Here is a 26,052-nt window from a genome sequence, read left to right on the forward strand (position 1 = left end):
GTTTATCAGGGCAGTACGGGCGCCGCATTATCCGTGTGCGGCGCCTGCTTCAGGGATTCTACTTGGCCGGGAGATACGCATGAGAAAAATTCTGAACACGAAGGACTTTGTACTGGGCACGTTTGCGACCAATTGCTCGGGTGGCATGTCGGTAACCAAGATCGGCGAGCGCTGGGACAACTCGTGGGAAAACAACGCGAAGCTGGCCCGGATGCTGGACGACGCCGGTATCGACTTCATGCTGCCGATCGCGCGCTGGATCGGCTACGGCGGCGAGACCGACTTCCACGGCTCGGTGCTGGAAACGATCACGTGGGCTGCCGGGTTGCTGGCGCAGACCAAGAACCTGACGGTATTCGCGACCATCCACACCGCGGCCAACCACCCGGCGGTGGTGGCCAAGCAGATCGCGACGCTGGACCAGATCGGCCAGGGCCGCGCGGGCCTGAACATCGTGGCGGGCTGGAACCGCCCCGAGTACGAAGCCCTGGGCCTGCCGCTGGCCGCCGGCCACGACAAGCGCTACAGCTATGCGCAGGAGTGGTTCGACGTCATCAAGCAGATCTGGGAGCGCGACGGCGCCTTCAACTATGACGGCGAGAATTTCCACCTGAAGGGCATCTACGGCCTGCCCAAGCCGTGGCACGGCGAGCGCCCGCCGATCCTGAACGCCGCGGGTTCCGGCGAAGGCCGCGACTTCGCCATCCAGAACGCCAACTTCCTGTTCACGCCGGCGATCGACCTCGCGCGTTCCAAAGTGGAAGTGGCCGAGCTGAAAGCCAAGGCCCGTGCGGCAGACAAGCCAGTGCAAGTGCTGACCTTCTCGCACGTGGTGTGCCGCCCGACCGAGCAGGAAGCGCGCGACTATCTGCGCCACTTTGCGCAGGACAACGCCGACTGGGCCGCGGTGGACAACCTGGTGGCGCTGCAGTTTGCCAACGCGCAGTCGTTCCCGCACGACCTGCTGGCACTGATCCGCGACCGCATGGCGGCCGGCCACGGCGGCTTCCCGCTGGTGGGCACGCCCGAGCAGGTGGCCGACGGCATCTGCGCGCTGGCCGAAGCCGGCTTCAAGGGCACCACGCTGTCGTTCGTCGACTACGTGAAGGAGTTCCCGTACTTCCGCGACACGGTACTGCCGATCCTGGAGGCACGCGGCCTGCGCCAGCCCGGAGGGTCGAAAAATGGCGGCCAGTAAGCACGACCCGCTGGCTGCGCTGCAGCAGCAGTTCAAGCAGGCGATGCGTGGCTTCGCCGGCGCGGTGACCGTGGTGACGGTGGCCGAAGGCGAAGAGCGCAGCGGCTTCACCGCGACCTCCGTGTCGTCGTTCTCGGCCGAGCCGCCGATGGTGGTGGCGTCGATGAAGGCGACCAGCTCGTCGGCCGGGCTGCTGCAGAGCACGCGGCGCTTCGGCGTGAACCTGCTGCGCGTGGAGCAGCAGGCGATCGCGCAGCGCTTCACCGGCTTTGGCGGCGAGGCCGGCGCCGCGCGCTACGGCGGCGACGCCTGGACCCAGCTCACCCGCGACGGCGCCCCGGTGCTGGCCGATGCCGTGGTGGCCATGGATTGCGAGGCGGAGGAACTGCTGGAGCGCCACGGGCACATCCTGATCATCGGGCGGGTGCGGGCGGTACACGTGGCCGAGCAGGCCCCGGCGCCGCTGCTCTACTGGCAGGGGCGGTACACGCGGCTGGCACACGCGTCGGCCTGACACGGCGCACACAACAAGGAGACACCATGAGCAACACCGTGCAACAGCTTGCCGCGGACCTTTCCAGCGGCAAGGCAAAGATTATCGACCTGACTCAGACCCTGTCGCCGGACTTCCCCGCGCTGGTGCTGCCCCCCGAATTCGGGCAGGTGTGGGCGTTCAAGATGGAGCGCATCAGCCAGTATGACGACAAGGGACCGGGCTGGTACTGGAACAACTTCTCCTGCGGCGAGCATACCGGCACGCATTTCGACGCGCCGGTGCACTGGATCTCGGGCAAGGACCACGCCAACAACACCGTGGACACCATCGACCCGGCCAACTTCATTGCCCCCGCGGTAGTGGTCGATGCCAGCGCTGAAGTGGCGCAGAACCCCGACTGGGTGCTGACGGTGTCGCACCTGCAGCGCTGGGAAGCCGAACACGGCCGCATTCCCGCCGGTGCCTGGGTGCTGCTGCGCACCGACTGGAGCAAGAAGACCGACCCCGCCGAGTTCCTCGGCCTGCGCGAGGACGGTGCCCATACTCCCGGCCCGGAACAGGCTGCGGTCGAATGGCTGATCCATGAGCGCAACGTCCACGGCTTCGGCGTCGAAACCATCAACACCGATGCCGGCCAGTCGTACGCGTGGCCGCTGCCATACCCGTGCCACACGCTGACGCACGGCGCGAACAAGTACGGCCTGCAATGCCTGAAGAACCTGGACCAGTTGCCGCCTACCGGCGCGTTGATCGTGGCGGCACCGCTGAAGATCCAGAACGGGTCGGGCAGTCCGTTGCGGGTACTGGCGATCACGGCCACCTGACAGGCCGCGGACGTCCACAAAAGAAGAGAGAGGAAGAGAAGACAAATGAAGCACCAACGCAGGATCCTGGCCGCCGCGGCGGCCGCCGGCAGCCTCGCCTCCGGCGCCGCACATGCCCAGAGCGCCGTGCAGCTTTACGGCACCATCGACGCCTTTGCCGGCTCCGTGCGCGCCAGTGGCGATGCGCACAGCACTGCGGTCGTCGACAGTTCCGGCCTGACCACCTCGTACTGGGGCATTGGCGGGCAGGAAGCGCTCGGCAACGGCCTGAACGCCGAGTTCACGCTGGAGAGCTTTTTCCGCACGGACAATGGCAAGGTCGGCCGCTTCGACGGCGACGTCATGTTCGGGCGCAATGCCTATGTTGGCCTGAACGGAAGTTTCGGCGCGATCAAGCTCGGCCGCAACACCACGCCGTGGTTCGTGTCGATGTTGCTGTTCAACCCGGTGGCGGATTCGGCCGTGTTCTCGCCGATGTTCCTGCATGCCTACACCACGCCGCCTGGCTCGCCGGTCGGCAACTCGGTCGCAGGTGACACCGCCTGGGACAACTCAGTGCTGTACCAGAGCCCCGGTTTCGGCGGGCTGCGCTTCAATGCGATCTACTCGACCGGCGAGAGCGCCGGCCACCAGGGCAAGCAGAACTACGGCGGCAATGCCACCTACTTCAACGGCAACTTTGGCGCCACGCTGGCGGTGCAGCGGGCGGGGGTCAATGCGCCGGAATTCGCGGCCAGCGGCGCCAGCTACCAGATGGCCTACCTGGCCGGCCTGTCCTATGACTTCAAGGTGGTCAAGCTGTTCGGCCAGTACGCGCAGTCGGACAACAGCTTCAGCGCGCTGAGCCGCCAGCGCAACCGCACCATGCAGGTGGGCGCGAGCGCGCCGCTGGGACCGGGCTCGCTGATGGCAACGTGGGTGCGTACCTGGCAGGGCGGCAACGAGACGCTGGGCTCGGCCCGCCGCGATACCACCACGCTGGCCTACGACTACCCGTTCTCCAAGCGCACTGATCTTTATGCCGCCTGGCGCTATGACAAGGTGACCGACCTGAATCCGGGCAACACCTTCGGGCTGGGCCTGCGCCACAAGTTCTAGCAGGAGCCCGGCGCCTCCCTTCGAGGCGCCGATCAGATTTTCTTGGTCGCCCAAAAAAAATATTTCCACAATCATATGTTTATGCCTAAACTATGTGGAACGACAACGAGCGCGTGGCGACGATCGCGCGAAACAGGTTCCCTGGCGGCTTCTCCGGTTCACCATCCGCCACCCATCAGGAGACAGACAATGACCCCAGCTGGCACCGCTCAGCCCTGGCGCCCCGCTTCTCGCGCGACCTATACCGTACTTTTCGTATGCTTCCTTGCGATTCTCTTTGAAGGCTATGACGTCGGCGTCATGGGAGCGGTACTGCCCACACTTGCCGACGACCGCAACTGGAACCTGACGCCGCTGGAACTCGGTGCCCTCAGCAGCTATGCCCTGGTCGGCATGTTCTTTGGCGCCTTCCTGATCGGCACGCTGAGCGAGATGATCGGCCGCCGCCGCATGCTGCTGCTCTGCGTTTCCCTGTTCTCGCTGACCATGCTGGGGGCGTCCTATGCGCCGACGCCCGCCACCTTCGGCATCCTGCGATTCATCGGCGGGCTCGGCCTCGGTGGCGTCATTCCCGTCGCCGCCGCCCTGACCATCGAGTACTCCCCGCCGCACCGCCGCAGCTTCAACTATGGGCTCATGTACTCGGGGTATTCCGTGGGCATCCTTTGCGCCGCGCTCATTGCGATGTGGCTGTTGCCCAGTCTTGGCTGGCGTGGCGTGATTGGCCTGGGTGCCGTGCCCATGGTGTTGATACCGCTGATGGCGTGGCTGCTGCCCGAGTCGCTGGAGTACCTGGTGGGGCAAGGGCGAATCGATGAAGCGCAGGCATTGGCCGATCGCACTGGCAATGGCCGGCTGCCGTCACAAGCCCGGCCCGCCAACAGCGCCGCCCGCGCCACCTGGCGCGACGTGATGTCGAGCATGTTCGCCCGCAAGCAGCTACGTGCGACGGCGTGCTTCTGGATCGCACTGTTCTTCGGCTTGCTGCTGGTCTACGGCCTCAATACGTGGCTGCCGACCATCATGCGCAAGAATGGCTACGACCTCGGCTCCAGCCTTTCCTTCCTGGTTATCTTCAGCCTTGCTTCCGCGGTAGGCGGCCTCTTCCTGGGCAGCGCGGCCGACAGGATAGGCGCACGTGGCACCGTCGCGGTTTTCTACCTGATCGGCGCTCTCGCCATCGGCGCGCTGATGTTCCGCAACTCCGTTGCCGTCAACTACCTGCTGGTCGCACTGGCAGGCGTGGGCAGCGTCTCGGCATCCCTGATCCTTACGGGCTATCTGGCCGGCTACTACCCGGCACACGCACGGGCCGCGGCAACAGGATGGGCCCTGAGCTTCGCGCGCTTCGGCGCCATGAGCGGCCCGCTCGTCGGCGGCTACGTGGCCGGCTCAGGCCTGAGTTTCGGCTGGAACTTCATCACGTTCTCAATTGCCGGCCTTGCCGCTGCGCTGGCTGTGGCGCTGCTGCCATCGGCACGGCAACCAGTCATCGTGGCCCGCGCCGGCCAGCAAAGCAACGCATAGATGGCCTGAGGAGGGACTTCGGCTTCCACGGAAGCCGTCCCCGTGACCTCGAGCTCCGTGCATATATATGATTATGGAAATATTTCTGCTTAAACTATATTCGTCTCACCCCAACGTGAGCGTCAGGAAGAAAAGCCATGGCTGAGCGTTCGTTTGCCGAAGAAGTCAAGAAATTGCGCCTGGGTTCCGGCGAGGTATTCAGCGGCGAGGGCATCCTCGCGGTCACGAAGGCGCTGCTGGAGTCCGGCGTCGCCTACGTCGCCGGCTACCAGGGCTCGCCGATCTCGCACCTGATGGACGTGCTGGCCGATGCGCAGGACATCCTTGCCGAGCATGGCATCCGCTTCGAGAACAGCGCGAGCGAAGCCACCGCGGCTGCATCGCTGGCGGCCTCGGTCAACTACCCGCTGCGCGGCGCGGTCACGTTCAAGGCCACCGTGGGCACCAACGTGGCATCGGACGCGCTGGCCAACCTGGCTTCGGGCGGGGTCACCGGCGGCGCGCTGATCATCGTCGGCGAAGACTACGGCGAAGGCTCCTCGATCATGCAGGAGCGCAGCCACGCGTTTGCGATGAAGTCGCAGATGTGGCTGCTCGATCCGCGCCCCAACCTGCCGTGCATCGTGCAGGCGGTGAAGGACGGTTTTGACTTGTCCGAGGCGTCCAATACTCCGGTGATGCTGCAGCTGCGTGTGCGCTCATGCCACGTACATGGCCAGTTCGTGGCCTCCGACAACCGCCGCTCGAAGTTCTCCATCCAGGACGCGCTCGAGAACCCTACGCGCGACCTCAGCCGCATCGTGCTGCCCCCGGCGAGCTTTGTGCACGAGCACGAGAAGATCAAGCAGCGCTGGCCCGCCGCCGTGAAGTTCATCGAGGAACGCCAGCTCAATGAATTCTTCCAGGGCGAGATGGACGACATCGGCATCGCCGTGCAGGGCGGCAGCTACAACACGCTGATCCGCGCACTGGAGCAGCTCGGCCTGGCCGATGTGTTCGGCGAGTCGAAGATCCCGCTGTACGTGATGAACGTGGCCTACCCGCTGATCGATTCGGAGTGGGAACGCTTCTGCGCGGGCAAGCGCGCGGTGCTGGTGCTGGAAGAAGGCCAGCCCAACTTTATCGAGCAGAACGCCGCCAACATCCTGCGCATGGCCGGCACCACTGCCACACTGCATGGCAAGGACCTGCTGCCGCTGGCCGGCGAGTACAACACCGCGACCGTGCACAAGGGCCTGCGCGCTTTCCTCGAGCAGTACGGCAAGATCGAGCCGCTGCCGGAACCCAAGCCTGCACGCAAAGTGATCCCGCTGGTGCAGGCGCCGGCCGCCACCGTCGATGCCGTGGCTGCCGAAGTGCTGGAACCGCAGAAGCGGGTCGACGAGAGCGTGCATGCGCGCCCGCCCGGCTTCTGCACCGGCTGCCCGGAGCGCCCGATCTTCACCGCGATGAAGCTGGTCGAGCGCGAGATCGGCGAGCACCACGTGAGCGCCGACATCGGCTGCCACCTGTTCTCGATCCTGCCGCCGTTCAACCTGGGCAACACCACCATGGGCTACGGCCTGGGCAGCGCCAGCGCCGCGGCGCTGAACGCGCCCGGCGGCAAGCGCGCCATCTCCGTGATGGGCGATGGCGGCTTCTGGCACAACGGCCTGACCAGCGGCATCGCCAACGCAGTCTTCAACAAGAGCGACAACCTGACCATCGTGGTCGACAACAGCTACACCTCGGCCACCGGCGGGCAGGACATTCTGTCCTCGACCGCGCTGAACGACACCCGCAGCACCGGCCACGCCATCGAGGACGCGGTCAAGGGCGTGGGCGTCAAGTGGGTGCGCACCATCCGCCGCACCTATGACCTGAAGGCGATGAAGGCCACCCTCAAGGAAGCGCTGACCACCGGCGCCAAGGGCCCCAAGGTGCTGATCGCGCAGAGCGAATGCATGCTGAACAAGCAGCGCCGCGAGAAGCCGAAGACGCGCAAGGCGATCGCCGACGGCCAGCGCGTGGTGCGCGAGCGCTTTGGCGTGGATTCGGACACCTGCACCGGCGATCACTCGTGCATCCGCCTGTCCGGCTGCCCTTCGCTGACGATCAAGCCCAACCCGGACCCGCTGCGCACCGATCCGGTCGCCTCCGTGCTGGACAGCTGCGTGGGCTGTGGCCTGTGCGGCGAGGTCTCGCACGCGGCGGTGCTGTGCCCGTCCTTTTACCGTGCGCAGATCGTCACCAACCCGACCCGCATCGACAAGCTGCGCCAGCGCCTGCGCGACGGCGTGATCGGCTTCCTGCAGCGCCGCGATGCCGCGCGCCGCACCCGCCTTGCATTCTGAACACCAAGCCTGGAGAGGTTCAATCGTGAACGCACCCAACAACCTCAGTGCCAAGCCAATCAAGGTCGCCATCCTCGCCATGGGCGGCGAAGGCGGCGGCGTGCTGGCCGACTGGATCGTGGATCTGGGCGAGCACAACGGCTATATCGCGCAAACCACGTCGGTGCCCGGCGTGGCGCAGCGCACCGGCGCCACCATCTACTACGTCGAACTGTTCCCGCGCGACCTGGCCGAGCAGGCCGGCCGCCAGCCGGTGCTGGCGCTGATGCCCACCCCTGGCGATGTCGATGTGGTACTCGCCTCCGAGCTGATGGAAGCCGGCCGCGCCGTGCAGCGCGGGCTGGTGACGCCGGATCGCACAACGCTGGTGTCTTCCACCCACCGCGTGTACTCCATCGCAGAGAAATCCGCGATGGGCGATGGCCGCGTCGACAGCAATGAGCTGATCGCCCATGCCGGCAAGGCCGCCAAACGCTTTGTACGCTTCGACATGGCGCAGGCCGCCGAAGCCAGCGGCAGCGTCATCAGCGCCGTGCTGTTCGGCGCGCTGGCGGGCACCGGCGTGCTGCCGTTCAGCCGCGCGCAGTTCGAAGCCACCATCGAGCGCGGCGGCGTGGGCGTGAAGCCCAGCCTGCGCGCTTTTGGCGCGGCGTTCGCCACAGCCGAGGCCGCTGAGACGCCCCCCGCGGAAGCCGCAAAGCCGCTGGGCGAACTCAAGCCGCAGGATCCCGGGGTTGCCCAGTTGCTGCAGCGCGCGCGCACTGAACAACCGGCCGAGAACTGGCCCGTCGTGGTCGAAGGCGTGCGCCGCATGATCGACTACCAGGACGTGGCCTACGCCGGCCTGTACCTGGATCGGCTGGCTGCAGTGCGCCAGGCCGTCGGCAACGACGACATCGCGCTGCTGCGCGAAACCGCGCGCCACCTGGCGCTGTGGATGTCGTACGAAGACACCATTCGCGTGGCCGACCTCAAGACCCGCGACTCGCGCTTCGCGCGCGTGCGGGGCGAGGTGCGCGCCGGCGACAAGCAGTTGCTGGCGATCAACGAGTTCATGCACCCGCGCCTGGAAGAAATCTGCGAGACGCTGCCGGCCGGGCTCGGCCGCTGGCTGATGCAGCCGCATTTCGTGCACCGACTGGTGCGCCGCTTCACCACCTCGGGCCGCGTGGTCACGACCAGTTCGCTGCGGGGCTACCTGATGCTGTGGGCGGTCTCGCGCCTGCGCGGCATCCGTCGCAGCACGCTGCGCTATGCGCTGGAAACCGAGCGTATCGAAGGCTGGCTGGCCCAGGTGCTGGCCGCCGCGCGCCTCAACCCTGCGCTGGCGCTGGAAGTGGTGCAGTGCCAGCGGCTGGTGAAGGGTTACAGCGACACCCATGTGCGCGGCCTGACCAACTACCAGACCCTGATGAACGCCGTGGTGCGCGCCGGTGCCCGTCTGGCCCCGGCCACGCTGCGCGAGTTGCGCGAAGCCGCGCTGGCCGACGAGCACGGCAAGAAGCTGAAGGAAGCCCTCGCTCGCCACGCGCTGGCGTGATCACTCGCAAACCCAGGAACCGCAGACCATGAGCACTACGCATACCTTCCGGCGCCAGCACAAGATCCATTTCTCGGAATGCGACCCGGCCGGCATCGTCTTCTACCCGCAGTACTTCGTGCTGTTCAACGATCTCATCGAACGCTGGGTCGACACCCTGCTGCCGGACGGCTACCACGGCGTGATCGGCGCGCGCCGGCTGGGCATGCCGACCGTGCACCTGGAGGTGGACTTCAAGGCGATCAGCCGCTTTGGCGACCAGGTCTGGCTGGAGCTGGAAGTGGTGCGCCTGGGGGGCAAGTCGATCACGCTGGCCTGGCGCTGCACCGGCGCAGACGGCGAGCTGCGCATGGCGGCCACGCAGACCATCGTGATGACTTCGCTGGACACGCACCTGGCCATTCCGGTACCCGATGACCTGCGAGCCGCCATCGAACACGGCCCTGTCCCCGCAGACCGGTCTTTTCCCGAAATCACCGTCTGAATGCCGACGTACCCGCAGCGCGGGTGCCAAAGACTCCGGTAGTAACTTGATTGGAAGCAGCCATGAACATAGTATGTATCGGCGGTGGCCCCGCCGGCCTGTATTTCGGCCTGTTGATGAAACTCCAGGATCCCGCCAATAAAGTCGTGGTGGTCGAGCGCAACCGTCCCTATGACACCTTCGGCTGGGGCGTGGTGTTCTCCGACGCCACCATGGACAACCTGCGCGAGGCCGACCCGGTCTCGGCCGAGACCATCGGCGATGCGTTCAACCGCTGGGACGATGTCGAAGTCCACTTCAAGGGCCGCGCGGTGCGCAGCGGCGGCCACGGCTTCATCGGCATCGGCCGCAAGAAGCTGCTGAACATCTTGCAGGCGCGCTGCGAGGAAGTCGGTGTGGAACTGGTATTCGAGAACTACGTCGAGGACGACCAGGCCATCGCGCGCAAGTACAACGCCGACCTGATGCTGGCTTCCGACGGCCTCAACAGCGTGGTGCGCAAGCGCTATGCCGACACCTTCCGCCCCGATATCGACACGCGCAACTGCCGCTTTGTCTGGCTGGGCACGAAGAAGGTGTTCGACGCCTTCAACTTCATCTTCGTGCCGACCGAGCATGGCTGGTTCCAGGCACATGCCTACCGTTTCGAGGACGGCACGTCGACCTTCATCGTCGAGACCCCGGAAGAAACCTGGAAGGCCGCCGGCATCGACCAGATGAGCCAGGAAGAGGGCATCGCCTACTGCGAAAAGCTGTTCGCCCCGTACCTGGACGGCAACCCGCTGATCAGCAACGCCGGCCACCTGCGCGGCTCCGCGATCTGGATCCAGTTCCCGCGCGTGATCTGCGAGAAGTGGGTGCACTGGAACAGCCTGACCGACGCCAGCGGCCTGGAGAAGAAGGTGCCCGTGGTGTTGATGGGCGACGCCGCCCACACCGCGCACTTCTCGATCGGCTCCGGCACCAAGCTGGCGCTGGAAGATGCCATCGAGCTGGCGCGCACCCTCCGCAACACCGACGGCCCGCTGGAAGATGCACTGAAGCACTACGAAGCCGTGCGCTCGGTGGAAGTGCTCAAGATCCAGAACGCCGCGCGCAACTCGACCGAATGGTTCGAGAACGTCAGGCGCTATGAAGACCTGGAGCCCGAGCAGTTCGCGTACTCGCTGCTGACCCGCTCGCAGCGCATTTCGCACGAGAACCTGCGCGTGCGTGACAAGGCCTGGCTGGAAGGCTACGAGTCATGGCTGGCCGGACGCGCCGGCACGGATGCCACCGCCGTGCCGCCGATGCTGACGCCGTACACCGTGCGCGGCGTGGAACTGAAGAACCGCGTGGTGGTGTCGCCCACCGCCATGTATTCCTGCCAGGACGGCGTGCCGGGCAATTTCCACATGGTGCACCTGGGCAGCCGCGCACTGGGCGGTGCCGGCCTGGTGATGGTGGAAATGACGGCGGTGTCGCCGGACGGCCGCATCACTGAGGGTTGCCCGGGCCTGTGGAATGACCAGCAGGCGGCGGCATTCGCCAGCATCGTCGGCTTCGTGCATGAGCACACCAGCGCGCGCATCGGCGTGCAGATCGGCCACGCCGGCCGCCGTGGCTCGACGCAGCTGGGCTGGGAGCAGATGGACCACCCGCTGGCCGAGGGCAACTGGCCGCTGATCTCTGCCTCCGCGCTGCCGTACCTGCCGGGCGTTTCGCAGACGCCGCGCGCCATGACCCGCGCAGACATGGACCGCCTGCGCGATGACTTCGTTTCCGCCACCCGGCGTGCCGCCGGCGCGGGCTTTGACTGGCTGGAGCTGCAGGCCGGCCACGGCTACCTGCTGTCGAACTTCCTCTCGCCTGTGACCAACCAGCGCAGCGACGAATACGGCGGCTCGCTGGAAAACCGCATGGCCTTCCCGCTGGAAGTGCTGCGCGCGGTGCGCGCGGCCTGGCCGCAGGACAAGCCGGTGTCGGTGCGCATTTCCGCCACCGACTGGGTCGAAGGCGGCAACAGCGCCGACGACGCGGTGGCCATGGCGCGCCTATTCAAGGAGGCCGGCGCCGACATGATCGACTGCTCTTCCGGCGAAGTCACGCCGGCGCAGAAGCCGGTCTACGGCCGCATGTTCCAGACCCCGTTCGCCGACCGCGTGCGCAACGAGGCAGGCGTGCCGACCATCGCCGTGGGCGCGATCACCGAAGCCGACCACGTCAACGGGATCATCGCCTCGGGCCGCGCCGACCTGTGCGCGCTGTCGCGCCCGTACCTGGCCGATCCGGCCTGGCTGCTGCGCGAGAGCGCGCAACTGGGCTACCGCCGCGTGGAATGGCCCAAGCAGTACCTGTTCGCCAAGGATCAGCTGGAGCGCAGCATCAAGCGCGCGGCGGCCTGACGATGGCTCACCCCTCTCTCGTCCACGGGAGAGGGAGAAACCAGACCAAAGAGGAAGACGATGTCGAATACCTCGTATGACACCTACCGCGAGAACGTAGCCGGCCGCGCCGACGTGGAAGACACGCCCGAGCTGGTCGCCTACTACAAGGAGCTCGATGCGCTCAAGACCGGCGCGCTCTGGACCGTGGCCAACAAGATCGAGCCGTGGCAGCCGAAGTCAGAATCGGTGCCGGTGCTGTGGCGCTACCGCGACCTGCGTAATCACGTGCTGCGCTCGGTCGACCTTGTAACACCGGAGAAGGCCGGCCGCCGCGTGATCTACCTGAACAACCCGGGCCGCCAGGACGTTTCGGCGGCGGTGGGCTGGCTCTATTCGGGCCTGCAGGTGATGCATCCCGGCGAGGCCGCCTCAGCGCACGCTCACTCGTCGTCGGCGCTGCGCTTCATCATGGAAGGCAGCGGCGCCTACACCATCGTCGACGGCCACAAGATGACGCTGAACGCCAACGACTTCGTGCTCACGCCCAACGGCACCTGGCATGAGCATGGCGTGGCGGCCGAAGGCACCACCTGCATCTGGCAGGACGGCCTGGACATTCCGCTGGTCAATGCCATGGAGGCCGGCTTCTACGCTGTGCACCCTGACCTGCAGCAAGCTGTGACTCACCCGGTCGACGACATGCCGGCGATCTGGGGCGGCAAGGGCCTGCGCCCGCACGAAGGCAACTGGACCCAGCCGTATTCGCCGCTCTACAAGTACGAATGGGCGCCGACCTACGAAGCACTGGTGCGCCACAGCAAGGTCACCGGCGGCAGCCCGTTCGACGGCGTGCTGATGCACTACGTCAATCCGGTCACCGGCGGCCCGGTGATGCCGACCATCGGCGCCAGCATGCAGCTGCTGCGTCCGGGCGAAGCCACCAAGGCGCACCGCCACACCGGCAGCTTCATCTACCAGGTAGCCAAGGGCAGTGGCTACTCGGTCATCAACGGCCAGCGCTTCGACTGGACCGAGCGCGACATCTTCTGCGTGCCGTCGTGGGCCTTCCATGAGCACGCGAATGCGTCGGCCAGCGATGACGCCGTGCTGTTCTGCTTCAACGACCTGCCGGTGATGCATTCGCTCGGGCTTTATCGCGAGCAGGCGCTGGCGGAGAACGGCGGGCATCAGGTCGTCCTTTAAACCTCAGCAGTACCTGTTTTCCAAGTTATGCAGCCGCACCGATTGCGGCCTTTTCCGGAGTTATCAAACCATGCGTCTCGTAACCTATCGCGCTGAAGTCGCTGCCGCCGCCCGCCTGGGCGCCATCGTCGACGGCAATGTCGTTGACCTCGCCCGCTTCGGCGCCGCCGTCGGCGTGGACATTCCCTCCACCATGCTCGAGTTCATCGACCTGGGCCCCGAGGCAGTCCGCTCGACCAGCGCGCTGCTGAGCGAATATCGCGGCAAGCTCCCGTTCGGCGTGGCCGTGCCGGCTTCCAACGTCAAGCTGCTGGCGCCGATCCCGCGTCCGCGCAAGAACATCTGGGGCATCGGCCTGAACTACGTCGAGCACGTCGCTGAATCCAGCCGCAGCCTGGACACCTCGAAAGAGCTGCCCAAGGAGCCGGTGATCTTCTCCAAGCCGCCCACCACCGTGATCGGCCCGGGCGATGCCATCGAGCACAACAAGGAAATCACGCAGCAGATGGACTGGGAAGTCGAGCTGGCCGTCATCATCGGCACGCGCGGCAAGGGCGTGAAGGAAGCCGACGCGCTCAACTACGTGTTCGGCTACAGCGTGATGATCGACATCTCGGCACGCGACTGCCGCCGCGCCGGCCAGTGGATCTACTCCAAGGGCCAGGACACCTATGCCCCGTTCGGCCCGGTCCTCGTCACCGCCGACGAGATCCCCGACCCGCACACGCTGGACCTGTCGCTGACCGTCAACGGCGTGACCAAGCAGAGCTCCAACACCCGCCACATGCTGTTCAAGGTGCCGGCGCTGATCGCGGACATCAGCAAGGGCATGGCGCTGGAACCCGGCGACATCATCGCCACCGGCACGCCGGACGGCGTGGGCGCGGGCCGCACCCCGCAGGAGTGGCTGTGGCCGGGCGACACCGTGGTGGCCACGGTGGAAGGTATCGGCGAACTGCGCCACCCGGTGGTGGCTGTCTAAACCCCGTCATCCCCGCGCAAGCGGGGATGACCGCTGCAAGCGAGGCACATATATGCTCAACCTGCCCAAGTTCAAGGCCGCGGCCGTACAGGCCGCCCCCGTCTTCCTCGATGCCGATGCCACGGTCGACAAGGTCTGCCGGCTGATCAGGGAAGCCGCCGACAACGGCGCGAAGCTGGTCGCCTTTCCGGAAGTGTTCGTGGCCGGCTACCCCTACTGGAGCTGGCTGACCAACCCGGTCGACGCCAGCCCCTGGTTCGAGAAGCTGGTCAAGGCTTCCATCGAGATCCCCGGCCCGGAGATCCGCAAGATCGCGCAGGCGGCGCAGGCCAACCACATCAACGTGATCGTTGGCGTGAACGAACGCAGCCGCACCGGCGTCGGCACCCTCTTCAATACGCTGGTGACCATCAGCGATGAAGGCCGCATCCTGGGCCGCCACCGCAAGCTGGTGCCCACCTGGGCCGAGAAGCTGAGCTGGGCCAACGGCGATGCCTCGGCGCTGCGCGTGCACCAGACCAGCGTCGGCCCGCTCGGCTCGCTGGCCTGCGGCGAGAACACCAACACGCTGGCGCGCTTTTCGCTGCTGTCGCAGGGCGAGCTGATGCACGTGGCCAGCTATATCGCGCTGCCGGTGGCACCGGCCGACTATGACATGGCCGAGGCCATCAAGGTGCGCGCCGCCGCCCACTGCTTCGAGGGCAAGGTGTTCGCCGCGGTGTCGTGCTCGACGGTTTCGGAAGAGATCATCGAAGCGATGAGCCCGCTGAATCCCAAGGCACGCGAACTGCTGTCGCGCCGCAACAGCGCCTTCTCCGGCTTCCTCGGCCCGGATGGCCGCGTCATCGGCGAGCCGCTGATCGACGCGGAAGGCATCGTCTACGCCGACATCGACCTGTCGCGCTGCATCCAGCCGCGCCAGATGCACGACATCACCGGCCACTACAACCGCTTCGACATCTTCGACCTGCGCGTCGACCGCCGCCCGCTGCAGCCCGCCCAGTTCCTGGACGGCGCCAGCCAGGCCTTCGACCTCGACGCCGAGGAAGCGGAACTCAACGCATTCGACCTTTCCGAGAGCAAGTAAATGTCTTTCCTGTTGACGCCCCAGAAGCCGCTGCGCATCGGGCAGATCGTACCGTCCTCCAATACCACCATGGAGACGGAAATCCCCGCCATGTTGCGCGAGCGCGAGAAGGACTTCGGCGAGCGCTTCACCTTCCACTCCAGCCGCATGCGCATGAAGAAGGTGGTGAAGGAAGAGCTGGAAGCCATGGACCGCGACAGCGACCGCTGCGCCATCGAACTCTCCGACGCGCGCGTCGACGTGCTGGGCTACGCCTGCCTGGTGGCCATCATGAGCATGGGCAAGGGCTATCACCGCAGCTCCGAGGCACGCCTGACCCAGCGCACCGTCGACAACGGCAACCCCGCGCCGGTGGTGACCAGCGCCGGCGCTCTGGTGGACGGCCTGCACGCCATGGGGGCGAAGCGTGTCTCGGTGGTGTGCCCGTACATGAAGCCGCTGACGAAGATGGTGGTCGACTACATCGAGAGCGAAGGCATCGAGGTCAAGGACTACACCGCGCTGGAGATCCCCGACAACCTGCAGGTCGCCGCGCAGGACCCGGCCAACCTGCTGGAGATCTACAAGCGCATCGACACCACCGGCGTCGACGCCATCGTGCTGTCGGCCTGCGTGCAGATGCAGTCGCTGCCGTCGATCCAGAAGGTGCAGGACGAGTCGGGCATCCCGACGGTGTCGGCGGCGGTGGCCACCACCTGGCAGATGCTGCGCAAGCTGAACCTGCGCGCCGAGGTCGCCGGCTGCGGTGAGCTGCTGAGCGGCAAGTACTGAGCGCCATTCCACGCTTTCGTCGTCCCTGCTCCCGCGGGGACGACGCTTCGCACATGCACATGGACGACATTCACTTCTACGAGCCCACGCGCGGTCACGGGCTGCGGCACGATCCGCTGGCCGCCATTGTCGGCCCACGCCCGATTGGCTGGATTTCGACGGTGGACAAGGCCGGGCGCGCCAACCTGGCGCCCTACGCATTCTTCAACGTCTTCAACTACGCGCCGCCAGTGGTGGCGTTCTCCAGCGTCGGCTACAAGGACACCGTGCGCAACGTCGAGGACATTGGCGACTTTGTCTGGAACCTGGTGACGCGCCCGCTGGCCGAGCGCATGAACATGACCAGCGCCGGCGTCGCGCCGGAGGTCGACGAATTCGGCCTGGCGGGCCTGACGCCGGTGCCGTCGCGCCTGGTGTCGGCGCCTCGCGTGCAGGAGAGCCCGGTATCGTTCGAGTGCCGCGCGACCAAGGTCATGCAGCTGAACCAGGCCGACGGCGCCATGCTCGATACCTGGATGGTGCTGGGCGAGGTAGTTGGCGTGCATATCGACCGGGCCTTCCTGCCGGACGGGGTCTATGACACCGCCGCCGCACGCCCCATCCTGCGCGGTGGCGGCCCGGCCGACTACTACGAGGTCAGCAAGTCGATGCTATTCCAGATGCGCCGGCCGGCCTGAGGCGCGGCCCTGGCCTCAGTTGGCAGGGCGGTGCAGGTGGATCAGCAGCTTCAGCGTGGCGCGCAGCTCGTCGGCCTTCTTCTTGCCGAGTGGCGCCAGCACATGGTCCTCGTGGGCCCGGGCCTGTGCGATCAGGGTGGAGGTCAGCTTCTGCCCGCGCGGCGTGATGCGCACCAGCGTGATGCGCCGGTCGGTCTCGTGTGGGATGCGCTTGACGTAGCCCTGCGCCTCCATGCGGTCGAGCAGGCGCGTCACGGTGGGCTGCTTGGTCACCGAGACCTGCGCCAGTTCCCCGATGCTGATTGGCTTGCCGCCGGACAGCGTGGACAGGACGCGCCAGTCTGAGATGGTGAAACCATTGGCTTGCACGATCACGTGGAATTCCCCCGAGATCAGCTGGCTGGCCTGGGCCAGCAGGGCCGGGGTGTAGTTGTCGACGAAATCGTCGTCGGCGGTGTCGATGGGTTGGTTCATGCGGTCCGGTGGGCGGGTTGCGGCCCCGAAGGCCGCGCGACGGGCAGAACATACCACGGCGGGATCGTTCGTCCAGAGCAAGGCATGCCGCCACTGCCGCACACCCCCACCTTATCGGGCAACGAGCGCCGCCAGCTCCGCCGTCCGCTCCGCCACGAAATCCCGCAGCGCCCGCAGCAGCGGCGTCACCTGCCGCCGCCCCGGCACCACCATGTACAGCGGCGACGCCTCGGTGCCCCAGTCCGTGCACAGCGCCTGCAAGCGCCCTTCGGCCAGGTCCTCGGCCATATCGAAATAGGCCTTGTACGCGATCCCCTTGCCGAGCAGCGCCCAGCGGTGCACCGCGTCGCCGTCGTTGGAAACATTGAAGGCCCGCACGCGCACCGTGACGGCATCGGTGCCATGGCGCCAGAAGCGCCAGCGGTCATGCACCTCGTCGCCGAGCATGTAGCACAGGCAGTTGTGCTCCGACAGCGCCTGCGGCGTGTCCGGGGTGCCGTGCTGTGCCAGGTATTGCGGCGACGCGCACAGCACGCGGCGGTTGTCAGGCGCCACCGGCAAGGCGACCAGGTTGGAGTCCGGCGGCTCGCCATAGCGGAACGCCGCGTCCACCGGATCGCTGTAGATATTGGCGATGCGGTCAGTCAGATGCAGACGGATCTCCACCTGTGGGTGCCGGGCCTGGAAGGCATCGAGCCACGGCAGCAGCAGGTTGCGGCCGAAATCCGAGGTTGCCGACAGCTTCAGCGCCCCGCGGAAGGCTTGCACGCCGGTGGCCAGCTGCTGGCCGACCTGCTGCAACGCGTCCAGCGCCGGCCGGCCTTGTGCCAGCAGCAGTTCACCCGCCTGCGTCAGGCGCATGGTGCGGGTGGAGCGCACGAACAGCTGGACGCCCAGTTCCGCCTCCAGCCGCTTGAGCGCAGCGCTGGCGGCGGCCGGGGTCAGGTCCAGCGCCCGCGCGGCGGCCGACAGGCTGCCGCTGTCGGCGGTGCGCACGAAGATATCCAGGTCTTGCAGGGCCTTCATCGGTTGTTCCCGGATGGCTGTGATCTTCAAATTTTAATTGATAGCCGCAGCAAATGATGCGGGGTTTTTCAAAGAGAAGGCCAGTGGGACGATGACGCATCGACACCCTGCACCCACGAGGAACCCAACCATGACCGCCCCAAAGCTGTTCAGCCCCCTGCTCCTCGGCCCGCTCTCGCTGCCCAACCGCATGGTGATGGCACCGATGACCCGCGCCCGCACCAGCCAGCCCGGAAACGTGCCCAATGCGCTGATGGCGTCCTACTACGCCCAGCGCGCCAGCGCCGGCCTGATCGTCACCGAGGCCACCCAGGTCTCGCCCCAGGGCCAGGGCTACAGCTTCACGCCCGGCATCCATAGCGAAGCGCAGGTGCAGGGCTGGCGCGGCGTCAGCGATGCGGTGCACCGTGCCGGCGGACGCATCGTGCTGCAACTGTGGCACGTCGGCCGGATGTCGCATGCCAGCTTCCATGCCGACGGACTGCCGGTGGCGCCGTCGTCGCTGTCGCCCGACGCGCAGGTCTGGGTCGTCGGTGAAGACGGCGTCGGCCGCATGGTCGACTGCCCGGTGCCGCGCGCCATGACCGGGGCCGATATCCGCGCCGTGATTGAAGACTTCCGCCGCGGCGCCGCCAACGCCATGCGCGCCGGCTTTGACGGCGTGGAAATCCACGGTGCCAACGGCTACCTGGTCGACCAGTTCCTGCGCACCACCTCCAACCACCGCAACGACGGCTACGGCGGCGCCATCGCCAACCGCATCCGCTTTGCCGAGGAAGTGGTCGCCGCCGTCGCCGGCGCAGCCGGCGCCGACCGCACCGGCATCCGCCTTGCGCCCTTCATCACCCAGCGCAACATGGACTGCCCGGAGATCATTCCGACCATCCTGCAGCTGGCGCAGCGGCTCGACGCCGCCGGCGTCGCCTATATCCACCTGGCGGAAGCGGACTGGGACGACGCGCCGCACATCCCCGAAGACTTCCGCCATGCGCTGCGCGCCGCCTACAAGGGACGCGTGATCGTGGCCGGCAAGTATGACCAGGCCCGCGCCGAACGCATCCTGGGCCAGGGGCTGGCCGACCTGGTCGCGTTCGGGCGCCCCTTTGTCGCCAACCCGGATCTGCCGGCACGCTTTACAGCCGGCCTGCCGCTGGCTGGTTTTGACAGCCAGAGCTTGTTTGGCGGAGATGCGCGGGGGTATACGGACTACGCGGCGGCGGCATAGGCCGGCTTGCCGAGGAAACCGCTAAAGACCGCACCGTCCCGGCCGTTAAACAAGAGTTGGCCAGCGAAGACATTGGCAAGACAGGCAGCCGGCACGCCGGTGCCTGCACTTCTGAGGTGGAAACGGGAGAGAGACATGCAGAACCTGGGGATTCGCATACGCCTGGGCGCGGCGTTTGGCGCCATGTGGTCGCTGATGGCGATCGGGATCGCGGTGGCCTTGCCGCGGATGCAGGATGCGGCCGATGCGCGGCAACTGCTGATCGCGCTGGGCGTGGGTGGGCTATGCCTGGCGGTGGGCGCGGTCTGGGCTCTGGCGCGCAGCATCGAGGCGCCGTTGTCCGAGGCCGTCTACATCGCCGAAACCGTGGCGGCGGGTGACCTCAGCCAGGAGTTCGACACCGAGCGCGGCGGCGAGTTTGGCCGGCTGCTGGGCGGCCTGGGCGAGATGGAAGACATGCTGACCGACCTGGTGACACGCATCCGCGCTTCCACTGATTCGATCACCACCGCTTCGCACCAGATTGCCGCGGGCAATACCGACCTGTCGCAGCGCACGGAAGAGCAGGCGGCGGCGCTGGAAGAGACGGCGTCCAGCATGGGGGAGCTGACCTCGATGGTGCAGCAGAACACCGAACGCGCCCGCGCCGCCAACGGGCTGGCGGCAACCGCATCGGGCATCGCCGCGCGCGGTGGCGAAGTGGTGGGCAATGTGGTGCAGACCATGTCGGCGATCAGCGCCAGCTCGCGCAAGGTCACGGACATCATCGAAGTGATCGAAGGCATTGCCTTCCAGACCAATATCCTGGCGCTGAACGCCGCGGTGGAAGCAGCGCGCGCGGGCGAGCAGGGCCGTGGCTTTGCCGTGGTGGCGGGCGAGGTGCGCACGCTGGCGCAACGCAGTGCGTCGGCGGCGCGGGAGATCAAGCAGCTGATCGACGATTCGGTGCAGCAGGTGGACAGCGGCTCGGCACTGGTGGGCCAGGCCGGAGAGACCATGCAGGAGATCGTTCAGGCAGTGGCCAGCGTGACCGGGCTGCTAGGCGAGATTACGGCGGCATCTGAACAGCAAAGCGCCGGCATCGCGCAGGTCAACGAGGCGGTGGCGCAGATGGATACCGTGACGCAGCAGAATGCGGCGCTGGTGGAGCAGGCGGCCAGTGCGTCGCACGAACTGGCGGGCCAGGCCACCGAGCTGCAGCGCGTGGTGGGCGAGTTCAAGCTGGATGCGGAACCGGTGTCAGCACAAGCGCCGGGGCATGGCGCATTCAGGCAGGTTGCTGCGTTCGGCTGATGTGGGCAGCGCTGCCGCTGCCGCCATGGCCCGCTAACCGCTTGTGTGCTCCCTCTCCCGCTTGCGGGAGAGGGTTGGGGTGAGGGCGGGAGTCTCCACGAAGTACAGCCGATGGTATGCCAGTGCCCACCCTCACGCCCTGCCCCTCTCCCGCAAGCGGGAGAGGGGAGAAAACCAGCGGCAAGCTGACGTCTTCAGTGACTTAGGCCGTCACACTAGCCGGCAGCACCGCCTGCACCGCCGCCGCAAAGCGCTCGACAATCCTGTCGATATCCTGCGGCGTGCAAATAAACGGTGGTGCGAACAGCACGTGGTCGCCATGCACGCCGTCGACCGTCCCCCCCATCGGATAGACCAGCAGGCCGTTCTGCACGGCGGCGGCTTTCAGGCGTGCATGCGTCTTCAGCGCCGGATCAAGCGTGGCCTTGCTATCGCGGTCGGCCACGAATTCCACGCCGACGATCAAGCCGCGTCCACGGATATCGCCCAGGTTGGGATGATCGCCCAGCGCCTCGCGCAGCCGTGCCCGCAGTTGCTCGCCGCGCGCCAGCACGTTGGCCAGCAAGTTGTCTTCGGCGATGGTTCGCTGCACCGCCAGCGCCGCGGCGCAGGCCGTGGCATGGCCAATATAGGTGTGGCCATGCTGGAAGAAGCCGCTGCCGCCGACGATGGCGTCGTAGATCCGGCGCGTCGACAGCATCGCGCCGATCGGCTGGTAGCCGGCACCCAGGCCCTTGGCGATGGTGACGATATCGGGCACCACGCCATCCTCTTCGCACGCGAACAGGTAGCCGGTACGGCCCATGCCTGACATCACTTCATCCAGGATCAGCAGCACGCCGTACTTGTCGCACACGGCGCGGATGCGCTTCAGGTAGTCACCCACCGGCGGCACCGCGCCGGCGGTGGCACCCACTACGGTTTCGGCGACGAAGGCGGCCACGGTGTCGGGGCCCAGTTCCAGGATCTTGGCTTCCAGCTCGTCGGCCAGGCGCTGTGCGTACTGCGCGTCGGTCTCGCCGGCCTGCTGGTCGCGGTAGGCATAGCACGGCGACACGTGGTGCGCCGGCACCAGCAGCGGCAGGAAGGGCTCGCGCCGCCAGGCGTTGCCGCCGATGGCCAGCGCGCCCAGGGTGTTGCCGTGGTAGCTCTGGCGGCGCGCGACGAAGTGGCGGCGGCTGGACTGCCCCACTTCGACAAAATACTGGCGCGCCAGCTTCAGCGCCGACTCCACCGCTTCGGAGCCGCCCGAGACGAAGTAGACATGGTCCAGGTCGCCCGGCGCCGCTTGCACGAGCGTGTCAGCCAGGGTCTCCGACACCTCGGTGGTGAAGAACGAGGTATGCGCGTAGGCGATGTTGTCGAGTTGCGCCTTGATCGCCTCGATCACGCGCGGATGGCCGTGCCCCAGGCACGACACGGCAGCGCCGCCGGAAGCGTCCAGATAGCGCCGGCCTTCGCTGTCGATCAGTTCGATGCCCTGCCCGGCAACGGCAACGGGCAGCTTCTGGCGCGGATTGCGATGGAATACGTGGGTCATGATGGTGTGTTGGTGGTGCCTGGCCGCGCGTCAGCGGCGGACGGAAGTGTTTTCGGTGGGGCGGCGCTGCAGCACACGGCCGGAGAAGGCGGGCAGTGCGCTGCCCTCGCTGTCCGCCTGCGCGGACTGTTCCCAGACCCGGGCGCCATTGACCCAGACGCCGTGGATGCCAGTGCTCAGCTGCAGCGGGTCTTCAAAGGTGGCGCGGTCCTGCACGCGGTCCGCATCGAACAGCACCAGGTCGGCAAACGCACCCGGCACGATCTGGCCGCGGTCTGCCAGCCCGTATTGCTGCGCGGCCAGTCCGGACATCTTGTGGATCGCGGTTTCCAGCGTCATCAGCTGGTCTTCGCGCACCATGCGCGCCAGGATGCGCGGGAAGGTGCCCCACTGGCGCGGATGCGGGCGCGGGTCGAACGGCAGGCCGTCGGAGCCGAAGATGGTCAGCGGAAACTGCGCGATCCGCTCGACGTCGCGCTCATCCATGATGAAGTAGATCGCCGCCGCGGGACGCAGCTTTGCCAGCAGCGCGTCCTCGTCCAGGCCAAGCTCCTGCATCAGCTCGTGGAAGTCGCGGCCGCCCGCGGCCGGGTAGCCGGTGGACCAGGTGATCATGGTGCGCGTGGACTGGCGCACGCGGTCCAGCCGCAACATGGTCGAGGTCGCGGGATAGGGATGGCAGTCCAGGCACAGCGGCTGCAGGCGCGCGGCGTCAGCCAGCAGCCCGAGGGTTTCGACCGAGCGGCCGTGATTGCGCTTGCCCGCCACCTTGTGGTGCGAGAACACCACCGGGCAGTCGAGCGCGCGGCCGATGCGCAGCGCTTCTTCGATCGACGGCACGATGTCGTCGGTCTCGTCGCGCAGGTGCGTGGAATAGAGGCCGCCGTGGGTGCGGACCGGCTCGCACACGGCGATGATCTCGGCTTCGGTGGCGGCTGCCGCGGGCGGATAGAATGTGCCGGTCGACACACCGAAGGCGCCCGCCTCCATCGCCAGCCTGACCTCGTCGCGCATCGCGGCGACTTCCGCCTCATTGGCGGGCCGGTCCAGTTGCGGCATCGCGCGCACGCGCAACGTCGAATTCCCGAGCAGCGGCACCACGTTGACATTGGCCGGCGTCGCGCGCAGCGCGTCGAGCCACTGCGCGAAGGTATCGAAGCGGAACAGCGCGGGCGGCCCCAGCAGGTCCAGCGGCTGCGGCGGCGCGCTGCTGACCAGCGGCGCCACGCTGATGCCGCAATTGCCGGTCACCACGGTGGTGATGCCCTGCGACACCTTGGGGGTCATGTCCCGATGCACCAGCAGGTAGCCGTCGTCGTGCGTGTGGGCATCGATAAAGCCCGGTGCCAGCACGCGGCCGGCTGCGTCCACGGTCTGGTCCGCGGCCATGTCGCCGCAGTCGCCCACGGCGATGATACGGTCGCCCGCGACGGCAACATCGGCCACGCGGCGGGCTGCGCCCGTGCCGTCCACCACCGTGGCGTTGCGGAAGATCAGGTCGGCGCGCCGGGGCGCGGCGGGTTGCGATGCCATCGTCAAATCCTTGTCTCTTCGGCGGGCGTTACTGCGGCGTGATGCCGGCCTGCCTGACCACGGGCGCCCACTTGTCGGTTTCACGCGCGGCATAGCCGGCCAGCGCCTGCGGCCTGCCGCCGACCGTTTCGGCACCGAGCGCGGCGAACTTGTCCTTGATGGCCGGATCCGCCAGCGCGCGGTTGAAGGCGCCGTTGAGCTTGCCCACCACGTCGGCCGGCGTGCCTTGCGGCGCCACCAGGCCGCCCCAGGCCACCCCTTCGAAACCCGGCACGCCGGACTCCGCGATGGTGGGCAGCGCCGGCAGCAGCGGCGAACGCGCCAGGCTGGTCACCGCCAGCGGCTTGAGCTTGCCGGCCTTGATCAGCGGCAGGATGGTCGGCATGTTGTCGATCAGCACATTGACCTGGCCGCGCATCACATCGGTGGCGGCCTGCGGGCTGCCCTTGTAGCCGACGTGCGTCCAGGCGAGCCCCGCCTTGTCCGCGAGCAGCTGGCCGGTCAGGTGGCCGGACGTGCCCTGGCCCGGCGAGGCATAGGTGACCTTGTCCGGATTGGCCTTCACATAGGCCACGAGCTCGGCAATGGTCTTCACCGGCATATCCGGCTTCACCGCGATCACGTTCGGCACCTTGAACAGCAGCACCACCGGCATGAAGGCATCGGGCCGGTACGGCAGCTTGCGGAAGGTGCTCTTGTTGATCGACAGCGTCACGTTGTTGGCGTAGCCCAGCGTGTAGCCGTCAGGCGCGGCGCGTTCCAGTTCTGAGATTCCGATCACGCCCGAGGCGCCGGGCTTGTTGTCGATCACAAACGACTGGCCCAGCGACTTGCCGACTTCGGCGCCCAGTGCGCGCATCAGCACGTCGGGACTGCCGCCCGCCGCGGACGGCACCACCAGGCGGATCGGGCGCGACGGATAGCTGTCCGCCACTGCCGGCCCAGCCAGGCCCGCGGCGCCCAGCCATAACAGGGTGGCCATGAACCGTCGCTTTTGCTGCTGCCTTTGCACTTGCATCTCGATATCCCGTCCAGTACCTGGGTAGGCCCCGGCTACGCGTTTGCAGTATAGGGGCATGATCCGAGTCAATGCAACATTTGTTCCTTAAGGCGCGGAAATGAAACACCCACGATGCGGCGCAGGCACGAAAGTCCTTGCCGCAACGGCCCCGGACCCCAATGAAACAGTCGTTACAGCTGTCGGGGCGCCCCGCCAATCGGCATAGGGGGCAGCCATCGTGGCTGCGCCCCTGCCACACCACCCGGCATGCGGGTCCGCACCGGGCGGTTCGAGAGGTTGAGGTTAGGCGAGGCGGGGGAGGCCCAGCCGGTCGAAGTAGTCGATGTCCAGCACCCGATTCAGCGCGCCGTCACTGTTGCGCCACCAGCGACGGCTGTTCGCCGCCACCCGATGGGCAATCGCGGGCGCCGCGCCTAGGGCCCGCAGCTCCCGGTAGATAGTCGCGCCACGTTTCCAGTGCTTGAGCTGAATGGCCCGCATCCGGTGACGGATCCATTGGTCTAGCTCACGCCAGACCTTGGGCGTTTGGGCCAACCGGAAGTAGGCCTTCCAACCTAGAACGTAGGGCCGCAGCCGATCCACCACTACCTGTAGACTTCGCCCGCCGGAGCGGCGGGTCAGTTCGCGGATGCGTTGTTTGAACGTCAGCAGCGGCTTAATTGCCACTTTGCGCTTGACCACACGCCCTGCAGCCACCCAGAAGCTGTAGCCGAGGAATTTGCGGCCGAACGCGCTTGCCACCGCGCTCTTTGCCTCGTTGACCTTCAGACGCAGGTTGCCGTACAACCGCCGCAACAGCGCCATCACCCGCTCGCCCGCCCGCTGACTGCGCACGTACACGTTCGCATCGTCGGCGTAGCGCACGAAGCAATGGCCTCGGCGCTCCAACTCCTTGTCCACCTCATCGAGCAGCACATTGGCCAGCAACGGCGACAGGGGACCGCCCTGCGGCGTGCCCTCGTTCCGTTGCAGCACCACCCCGCCATCCATCAGCCCGCTGTTCAGATACGCCCGGATCAGACGGATGACTCCGGGATCCTCGATGCGCTTCTGTAGACGGTCAATCAGGATGTCGTGGTTGACCCGGTCAAAGAACTTTTCCAAGTCCACGTCCACCACGACTCGCCGACCCGATTGCACGTACGACTGGGCGGCTAGCACCGCGTCATGCGCACGCCTGCCGGGCCGGAAGCCGTAGCTATGCTCGCTAAAGGTAGGGTCCAGAATCGGCTGCAGCACCTGCAGCAGCGCCTGCTGGATCAATCGATCCGTCACCGTCGGGACGGTCAGCGCGAACTGCACAAGCGCTCAACGAGCATTTGGGTTGGGCTGAGATCCGCCATCCGTTTCATCC

General features: G+C 66.8%; 21 protein-coding genes and 1 pseudogene. 16 read left to right on the forward strand and 6 right to left on the reverse strand.

The annotated features are described in order from the left end of the window. Positions 1 to 79: 79 nt before the first annotated feature. From AC3WL8_RS20445 to AC3WL8_RS20510, 14 genes are all read left to right on the forward strand, one after another. A complete protein-coding gene (locus AC3WL8_RS20445) occupies positions 80 to 1,198 on the forward strand; it encodes an LLM class flavin-dependent oxidoreductase (RefSeq protein WP_153953330.1) in 1,119 nt (372 codons plus the stop codon). Further along, positions 1,185 to 1,712, forward strand: coding sequence for a flavin reductase family protein (locus tag AC3WL8_RS20450; RefSeq protein WP_013953698.1), 528 nt, complete (start codon positions 1,185 to 1,187; stop codon positions 1,710 to 1,712). The genes AC3WL8_RS20445 and AC3WL8_RS20450 overlap by 14 nt, the downstream gene beginning before the upstream one ends. A 26-nt stretch (positions 1,713 to 1,738) precedes the next feature. Continuing rightward, positions 1,739 to 2,518 (forward strand): cyclase family protein, encoded by a 780-nt coding sequence (locus tag AC3WL8_RS20455; protein WP_013953699.1) that lies wholly within the window; start codon positions 1,739 to 1,741, stop codon positions 2,516 to 2,518. A gap of 45 nt (positions 2,519 to 2,563) precedes the next feature. Beyond that, on the forward strand, positions 2,564 to 3,616 hold the full coding sequence (locus tag AC3WL8_RS20460) for a porin (protein ID WP_153953329.1): 1,053 nt from the start codon (positions 2,564 to 2,566) through the stop codon (positions 3,614 to 3,616). 189 nt (positions 3,617 to 3,805) lie between these two features. Beyond that, positions 3,806 to 5,143, forward strand: coding sequence for an MFS transporter (locus AC3WL8_RS20465; RefSeq protein WP_211979382.1), 1,338 nt, complete (start codon positions 3,806 to 3,808; stop codon positions 5,141 to 5,143). A gap of 137 nt (positions 5,144 to 5,280) precedes the next feature. After that, positions 5,281 to 7,476 (forward strand): thiamine pyrophosphate-dependent enzyme, encoded by a 2,196-nt coding sequence (locus tag AC3WL8_RS20470; RefSeq protein ID WP_153953328.1) that lies wholly within the window; start codon positions 5,281 to 5,283, stop codon positions 7,474 to 7,476. A 79-nt stretch (positions 7,477 to 7,555) separates the two neighbouring features. Continuing rightward, positions 7,556 to 9,016 (forward strand): indolepyruvate oxidoreductase subunit beta family protein, encoded by a 1,461-nt coding sequence (locus tag AC3WL8_RS20475; RefSeq protein ID WP_228772323.1) that lies wholly within the window; start codon positions 7,556 to 7,558, stop codon positions 9,014 to 9,016. Between the two features lie 28 nt (positions 9,017 to 9,044). Next, the gene (locus AC3WL8_RS20480) at positions 9,045 to 9,500 is read left to right on the forward strand and encodes an acyl-CoA thioesterase (protein ID WP_013953704.1); all 456 of its coding nucleotides are present in this window, start codon (positions 9,045 to 9,047) and stop codon (positions 9,498 to 9,500) included. Between the two features lie 62 nt (positions 9,501 to 9,562). Further along, on the forward strand, positions 9,563 to 11,884 hold the full coding sequence (locus tag AC3WL8_RS20485) for a bifunctional salicylyl-CoA 5-hydroxylase/oxidoreductase (protein WP_153953326.1): 2,322 nt from the start codon (positions 9,563 to 9,565) through the stop codon (positions 11,882 to 11,884). A 60-nt stretch (positions 11,885 to 11,944) separates the two neighbouring features. Beyond that, positions 11,945 to 13,069, forward strand: a complete 1,125-nt coding sequence (locus AC3WL8_RS20490; RefSeq protein WP_153953325.1) for a cupin domain-containing protein — start codon at positions 11,945 to 11,947, stop codon at positions 13,067 to 13,069. A 70-nt stretch (positions 13,070 to 13,139) separates the two neighbouring features. Then, positions 13,140 to 14,051: a fumarylacetoacetate hydrolase family protein gene (locus tag AC3WL8_RS20495; protein WP_153953324.1), complete on the forward strand. Its 912-nt coding sequence runs from the start codon at positions 13,140 to 13,142 to the stop codon at positions 14,049 to 14,051. Positions 14,052 to 14,103: 52 nt separating this feature from the next. After that, the gene (locus AC3WL8_RS20500; protein ID WP_492378687.1) at positions 14,104 to 15,138 is read left to right on the forward strand and encodes a carbon-nitrogen hydrolase family protein; all 1,035 of its coding nucleotides are present in this window, start codon (positions 14,104 to 14,106) and stop codon (positions 15,136 to 15,138) included. After that, a complete protein-coding gene (locus AC3WL8_RS20505) occupies positions 15,139 to 15,909 on the forward strand; it encodes a maleate cis-trans isomerase family protein (protein WP_276522828.1) in 771 nt (256 codons plus the stop codon). Positions 15,910 to 15,962: 53 nt separating this feature from the next. Continuing rightward, positions 15,963 to 16,586 (forward strand): flavin reductase family protein, encoded by a 624-nt coding sequence (locus tag AC3WL8_RS20510; protein ID WP_153953323.1) that lies wholly within the window; start codon positions 15,963 to 15,965, stop codon positions 16,584 to 16,586. Between the two features lie 15 nt (positions 16,587 to 16,601). On the opposite strand, the gene AC3WL8_RS20515 is transcribed toward AC3WL8_RS20510, so the two are convergent. Together AC3WL8_RS20515 and AC3WL8_RS20520 are read right to left on the reverse strand one after the other, a co-directional pair. Next, the gene (locus tag AC3WL8_RS20515) at positions 16,602 to 17,060 is read right to left on the reverse strand and encodes a MarR family winged helix-turn-helix transcriptional regulator (protein WP_041228710.1); all 459 of its coding nucleotides are present in this window, start codon (positions 17,058 to 17,060) and stop codon (positions 16,602 to 16,604) included. A gap of 111 nt (positions 17,061 to 17,171) precedes the next feature. Continuing rightward, positions 17,172 to 18,086: a LysR family transcriptional regulator gene (locus tag AC3WL8_RS20520; protein ID WP_013953712.1), complete on the reverse strand. Its 915-nt coding sequence runs from the start codon at positions 18,084 to 18,086 to the stop codon at positions 17,172 to 17,174. 130 nt (positions 18,087 to 18,216) lie between these two features. On the opposite strand from AC3WL8_RS20520, the gene AC3WL8_RS20525 reads away from it, so the two are divergent. Together AC3WL8_RS20525 and AC3WL8_RS20530 are read left to right on the forward strand one after the other, a co-directional pair. Further along, positions 18,217 to 19,311: an alkene reductase gene (locus AC3WL8_RS20525; RefSeq protein WP_153953321.1), complete on the forward strand. Its 1,095-nt coding sequence runs from the start codon at positions 18,217 to 18,219 to the stop codon at positions 19,309 to 19,311. A gap of 135 nt (positions 19,312 to 19,446) precedes the next feature. After that, positions 19,447 to 20,604: a methyl-accepting chemotaxis protein gene (locus AC3WL8_RS20530; protein WP_013953714.1), complete on the forward strand. Its 1,158-nt coding sequence runs from the start codon at positions 19,447 to 19,449 to the stop codon at positions 20,602 to 20,604. Between the two features lie 202 nt (positions 20,605 to 20,806). On the opposite strand, the gene AC3WL8_RS20535 is transcribed toward AC3WL8_RS20530, so the two are convergent. The 4 genes and pseudogenes from AC3WL8_RS20535 to ltrA all read right to left on the reverse strand — a co-directional run. After that, complete coding sequence (locus AC3WL8_RS20535) at positions 20,807 to 22,144, reverse strand: aspartate aminotransferase family protein (protein ID WP_013953715.1); 1,338 nt, start codon at positions 22,142 to 22,144, stop codon at positions 20,807 to 20,809. 30 nt (positions 22,145 to 22,174) lie between these two features. Next, a complete protein-coding gene (locus AC3WL8_RS20540; protein WP_492378688.1) occupies positions 22,175 to 23,677 on the reverse strand; it encodes an N-acyl-D-amino-acid deacylase family protein in 1,503 nt (500 codons plus the stop codon). Positions 23,678 to 23,705: 28 nt separating this feature from the next. Continuing rightward, complete coding sequence (locus tag AC3WL8_RS20545; protein ID WP_249221135.1) at positions 23,706 to 24,659, reverse strand: Bug family tripartite tricarboxylate transporter substrate binding protein; 954 nt, start codon at positions 24,657 to 24,659, stop codon at positions 23,706 to 23,708. 321 nt (positions 24,660 to 24,980) lie between these two features. Further along, positions 24,981 to 25,988 (reverse strand): annotated as a pseudogene (gene ltrA / locus AC3WL8_RS20550) (group II intron reverse transcriptase/maturase); the annotation flags it as partial. Positions 25,989 to 26,052: the final 64 nt, after the last annotated feature.

It is taken from the genome of Cupriavidus sp. FW305-F7, from assembly GCF_058782875.1.

Coding starts and splice junctions, on each gene's coding strand:
- AC3WL8_RS20460 (WP_153953329.1), top strand. CDS start 2,564: ATGAAGCACCAACGCAGGATCCTGGCCGCCGCGGCGGCCGCCGGCAGC.
- AC3WL8_RS20505 (WP_276522828.1), top strand. CDS start 15,139: ATGTCTTTCCTGTTGACGCCCCAGAAGCCGCTGCGCATCGGGCAGATC.
- AC3WL8_RS20510 (WP_153953323.1), top strand. CDS start 15,963: ATGCACATGGACGACATTCACTTCTACGAGCCCACGCGCGGTCACGGG.
- AC3WL8_RS20490 (WP_153953325.1), top strand. CDS start 11,945: ATGTCGAATACCTCGTATGACACCTACCGCGAGAACGTAGCCGGCCGC.
- AC3WL8_RS20495 (WP_153953324.1), top strand. CDS start 13,140: ATGCGTCTCGTAACCTATCGCGCTGAAGTCGCTGCCGCCGCCCGCCTG.
- AC3WL8_RS20525 (WP_153953321.1), top strand. CDS start 18,217: ATGACCGCCCCAAAGCTGTTCAGCCCCCTGCTCCTCGGCCCGCTCTCG.
- AC3WL8_RS20465 (WP_211979382.1), top strand. CDS start 3,806: ATGACCCCAGCTGGCACCGCTCAGCCCTGGCGCCCCGCTTCTCGCGCG.
- AC3WL8_RS20500 (WP_492378687.1), top strand. CDS start 14,104: ATGCTCAACCTGCCCAAGTTCAAGGCCGCGGCCGTACAGGCCGCCCCC.
- AC3WL8_RS20515 (WP_041228710.1), bottom strand. CDS start 17,060: ATGAACCAACCCATCGACACCGCCGACGACGATTTCGTCGACAACTAC.
- AC3WL8_RS20535 (WP_013953715.1), bottom strand. CDS start 22,144: ATGACCCACGTATTCCATCGCAATCCGCGCCAGAAGCTGCCCGTTGCC.
- AC3WL8_RS20530 (WP_013953714.1), top strand. CDS start 19,447: ATGCAGAACCTGGGGATTCGCATACGCCTGGGCGCGGCGTTTGGCGCC.
- AC3WL8_RS20475 (WP_228772323.1), top strand. CDS start 7,556: ATGGGCGGCGAAGGCGGCGGCGTGCTGGCCGACTGGATCGTGGATCTG.
- AC3WL8_RS20480 (WP_013953704.1), top strand. CDS start 9,045: ATGAGCACTACGCATACCTTCCGGCGCCAGCACAAGATCCATTTCTCG.
- AC3WL8_RS20470 (WP_153953328.1), top strand. CDS start 5,281: ATGGCTGAGCGTTCGTTTGCCGAAGAAGTCAAGAAATTGCGCCTGGGT.
- AC3WL8_RS20450 (WP_013953698.1), top strand. CDS start 1,185: ATGGCGGCCAGTAAGCACGACCCGCTGGCTGCGCTGCAGCAGCAGTTC.
- AC3WL8_RS20485 (WP_153953326.1), top strand. CDS start 9,563: ATGAACATAGTATGTATCGGCGGTGGCCCCGCCGGCCTGTATTTCGGC.
- AC3WL8_RS20455 (WP_013953699.1), top strand. CDS start 1,739: ATGAGCAACACCGTGCAACAGCTTGCCGCGGACCTTTCCAGCGGCAAG.
- AC3WL8_RS20540 (WP_492378688.1), bottom strand. CDS start 23,677: ATGGCATCGCAACCCGCCGCGCCCCGGCGCGCCGACCTGATCTTCCGC.
- AC3WL8_RS20520 (WP_013953712.1), bottom strand. CDS start 18,086: ATGAAGGCCCTGCAAGACCTGGATATCTTCGTGCGCACCGCCGACAGC.
- AC3WL8_RS20545 (WP_249221135.1), bottom strand. CDS start 24,659: ATGGCCACCCTGTTATGGCTGGGCGCCGCGGGCCTGGCTGGGCCGGCA.
- AC3WL8_RS20445 (WP_153953330.1), top strand. CDS start 80: ATGAGAAAAATTCTGAACACGAAGGACTTTGTACTGGGCACGTTTGCG.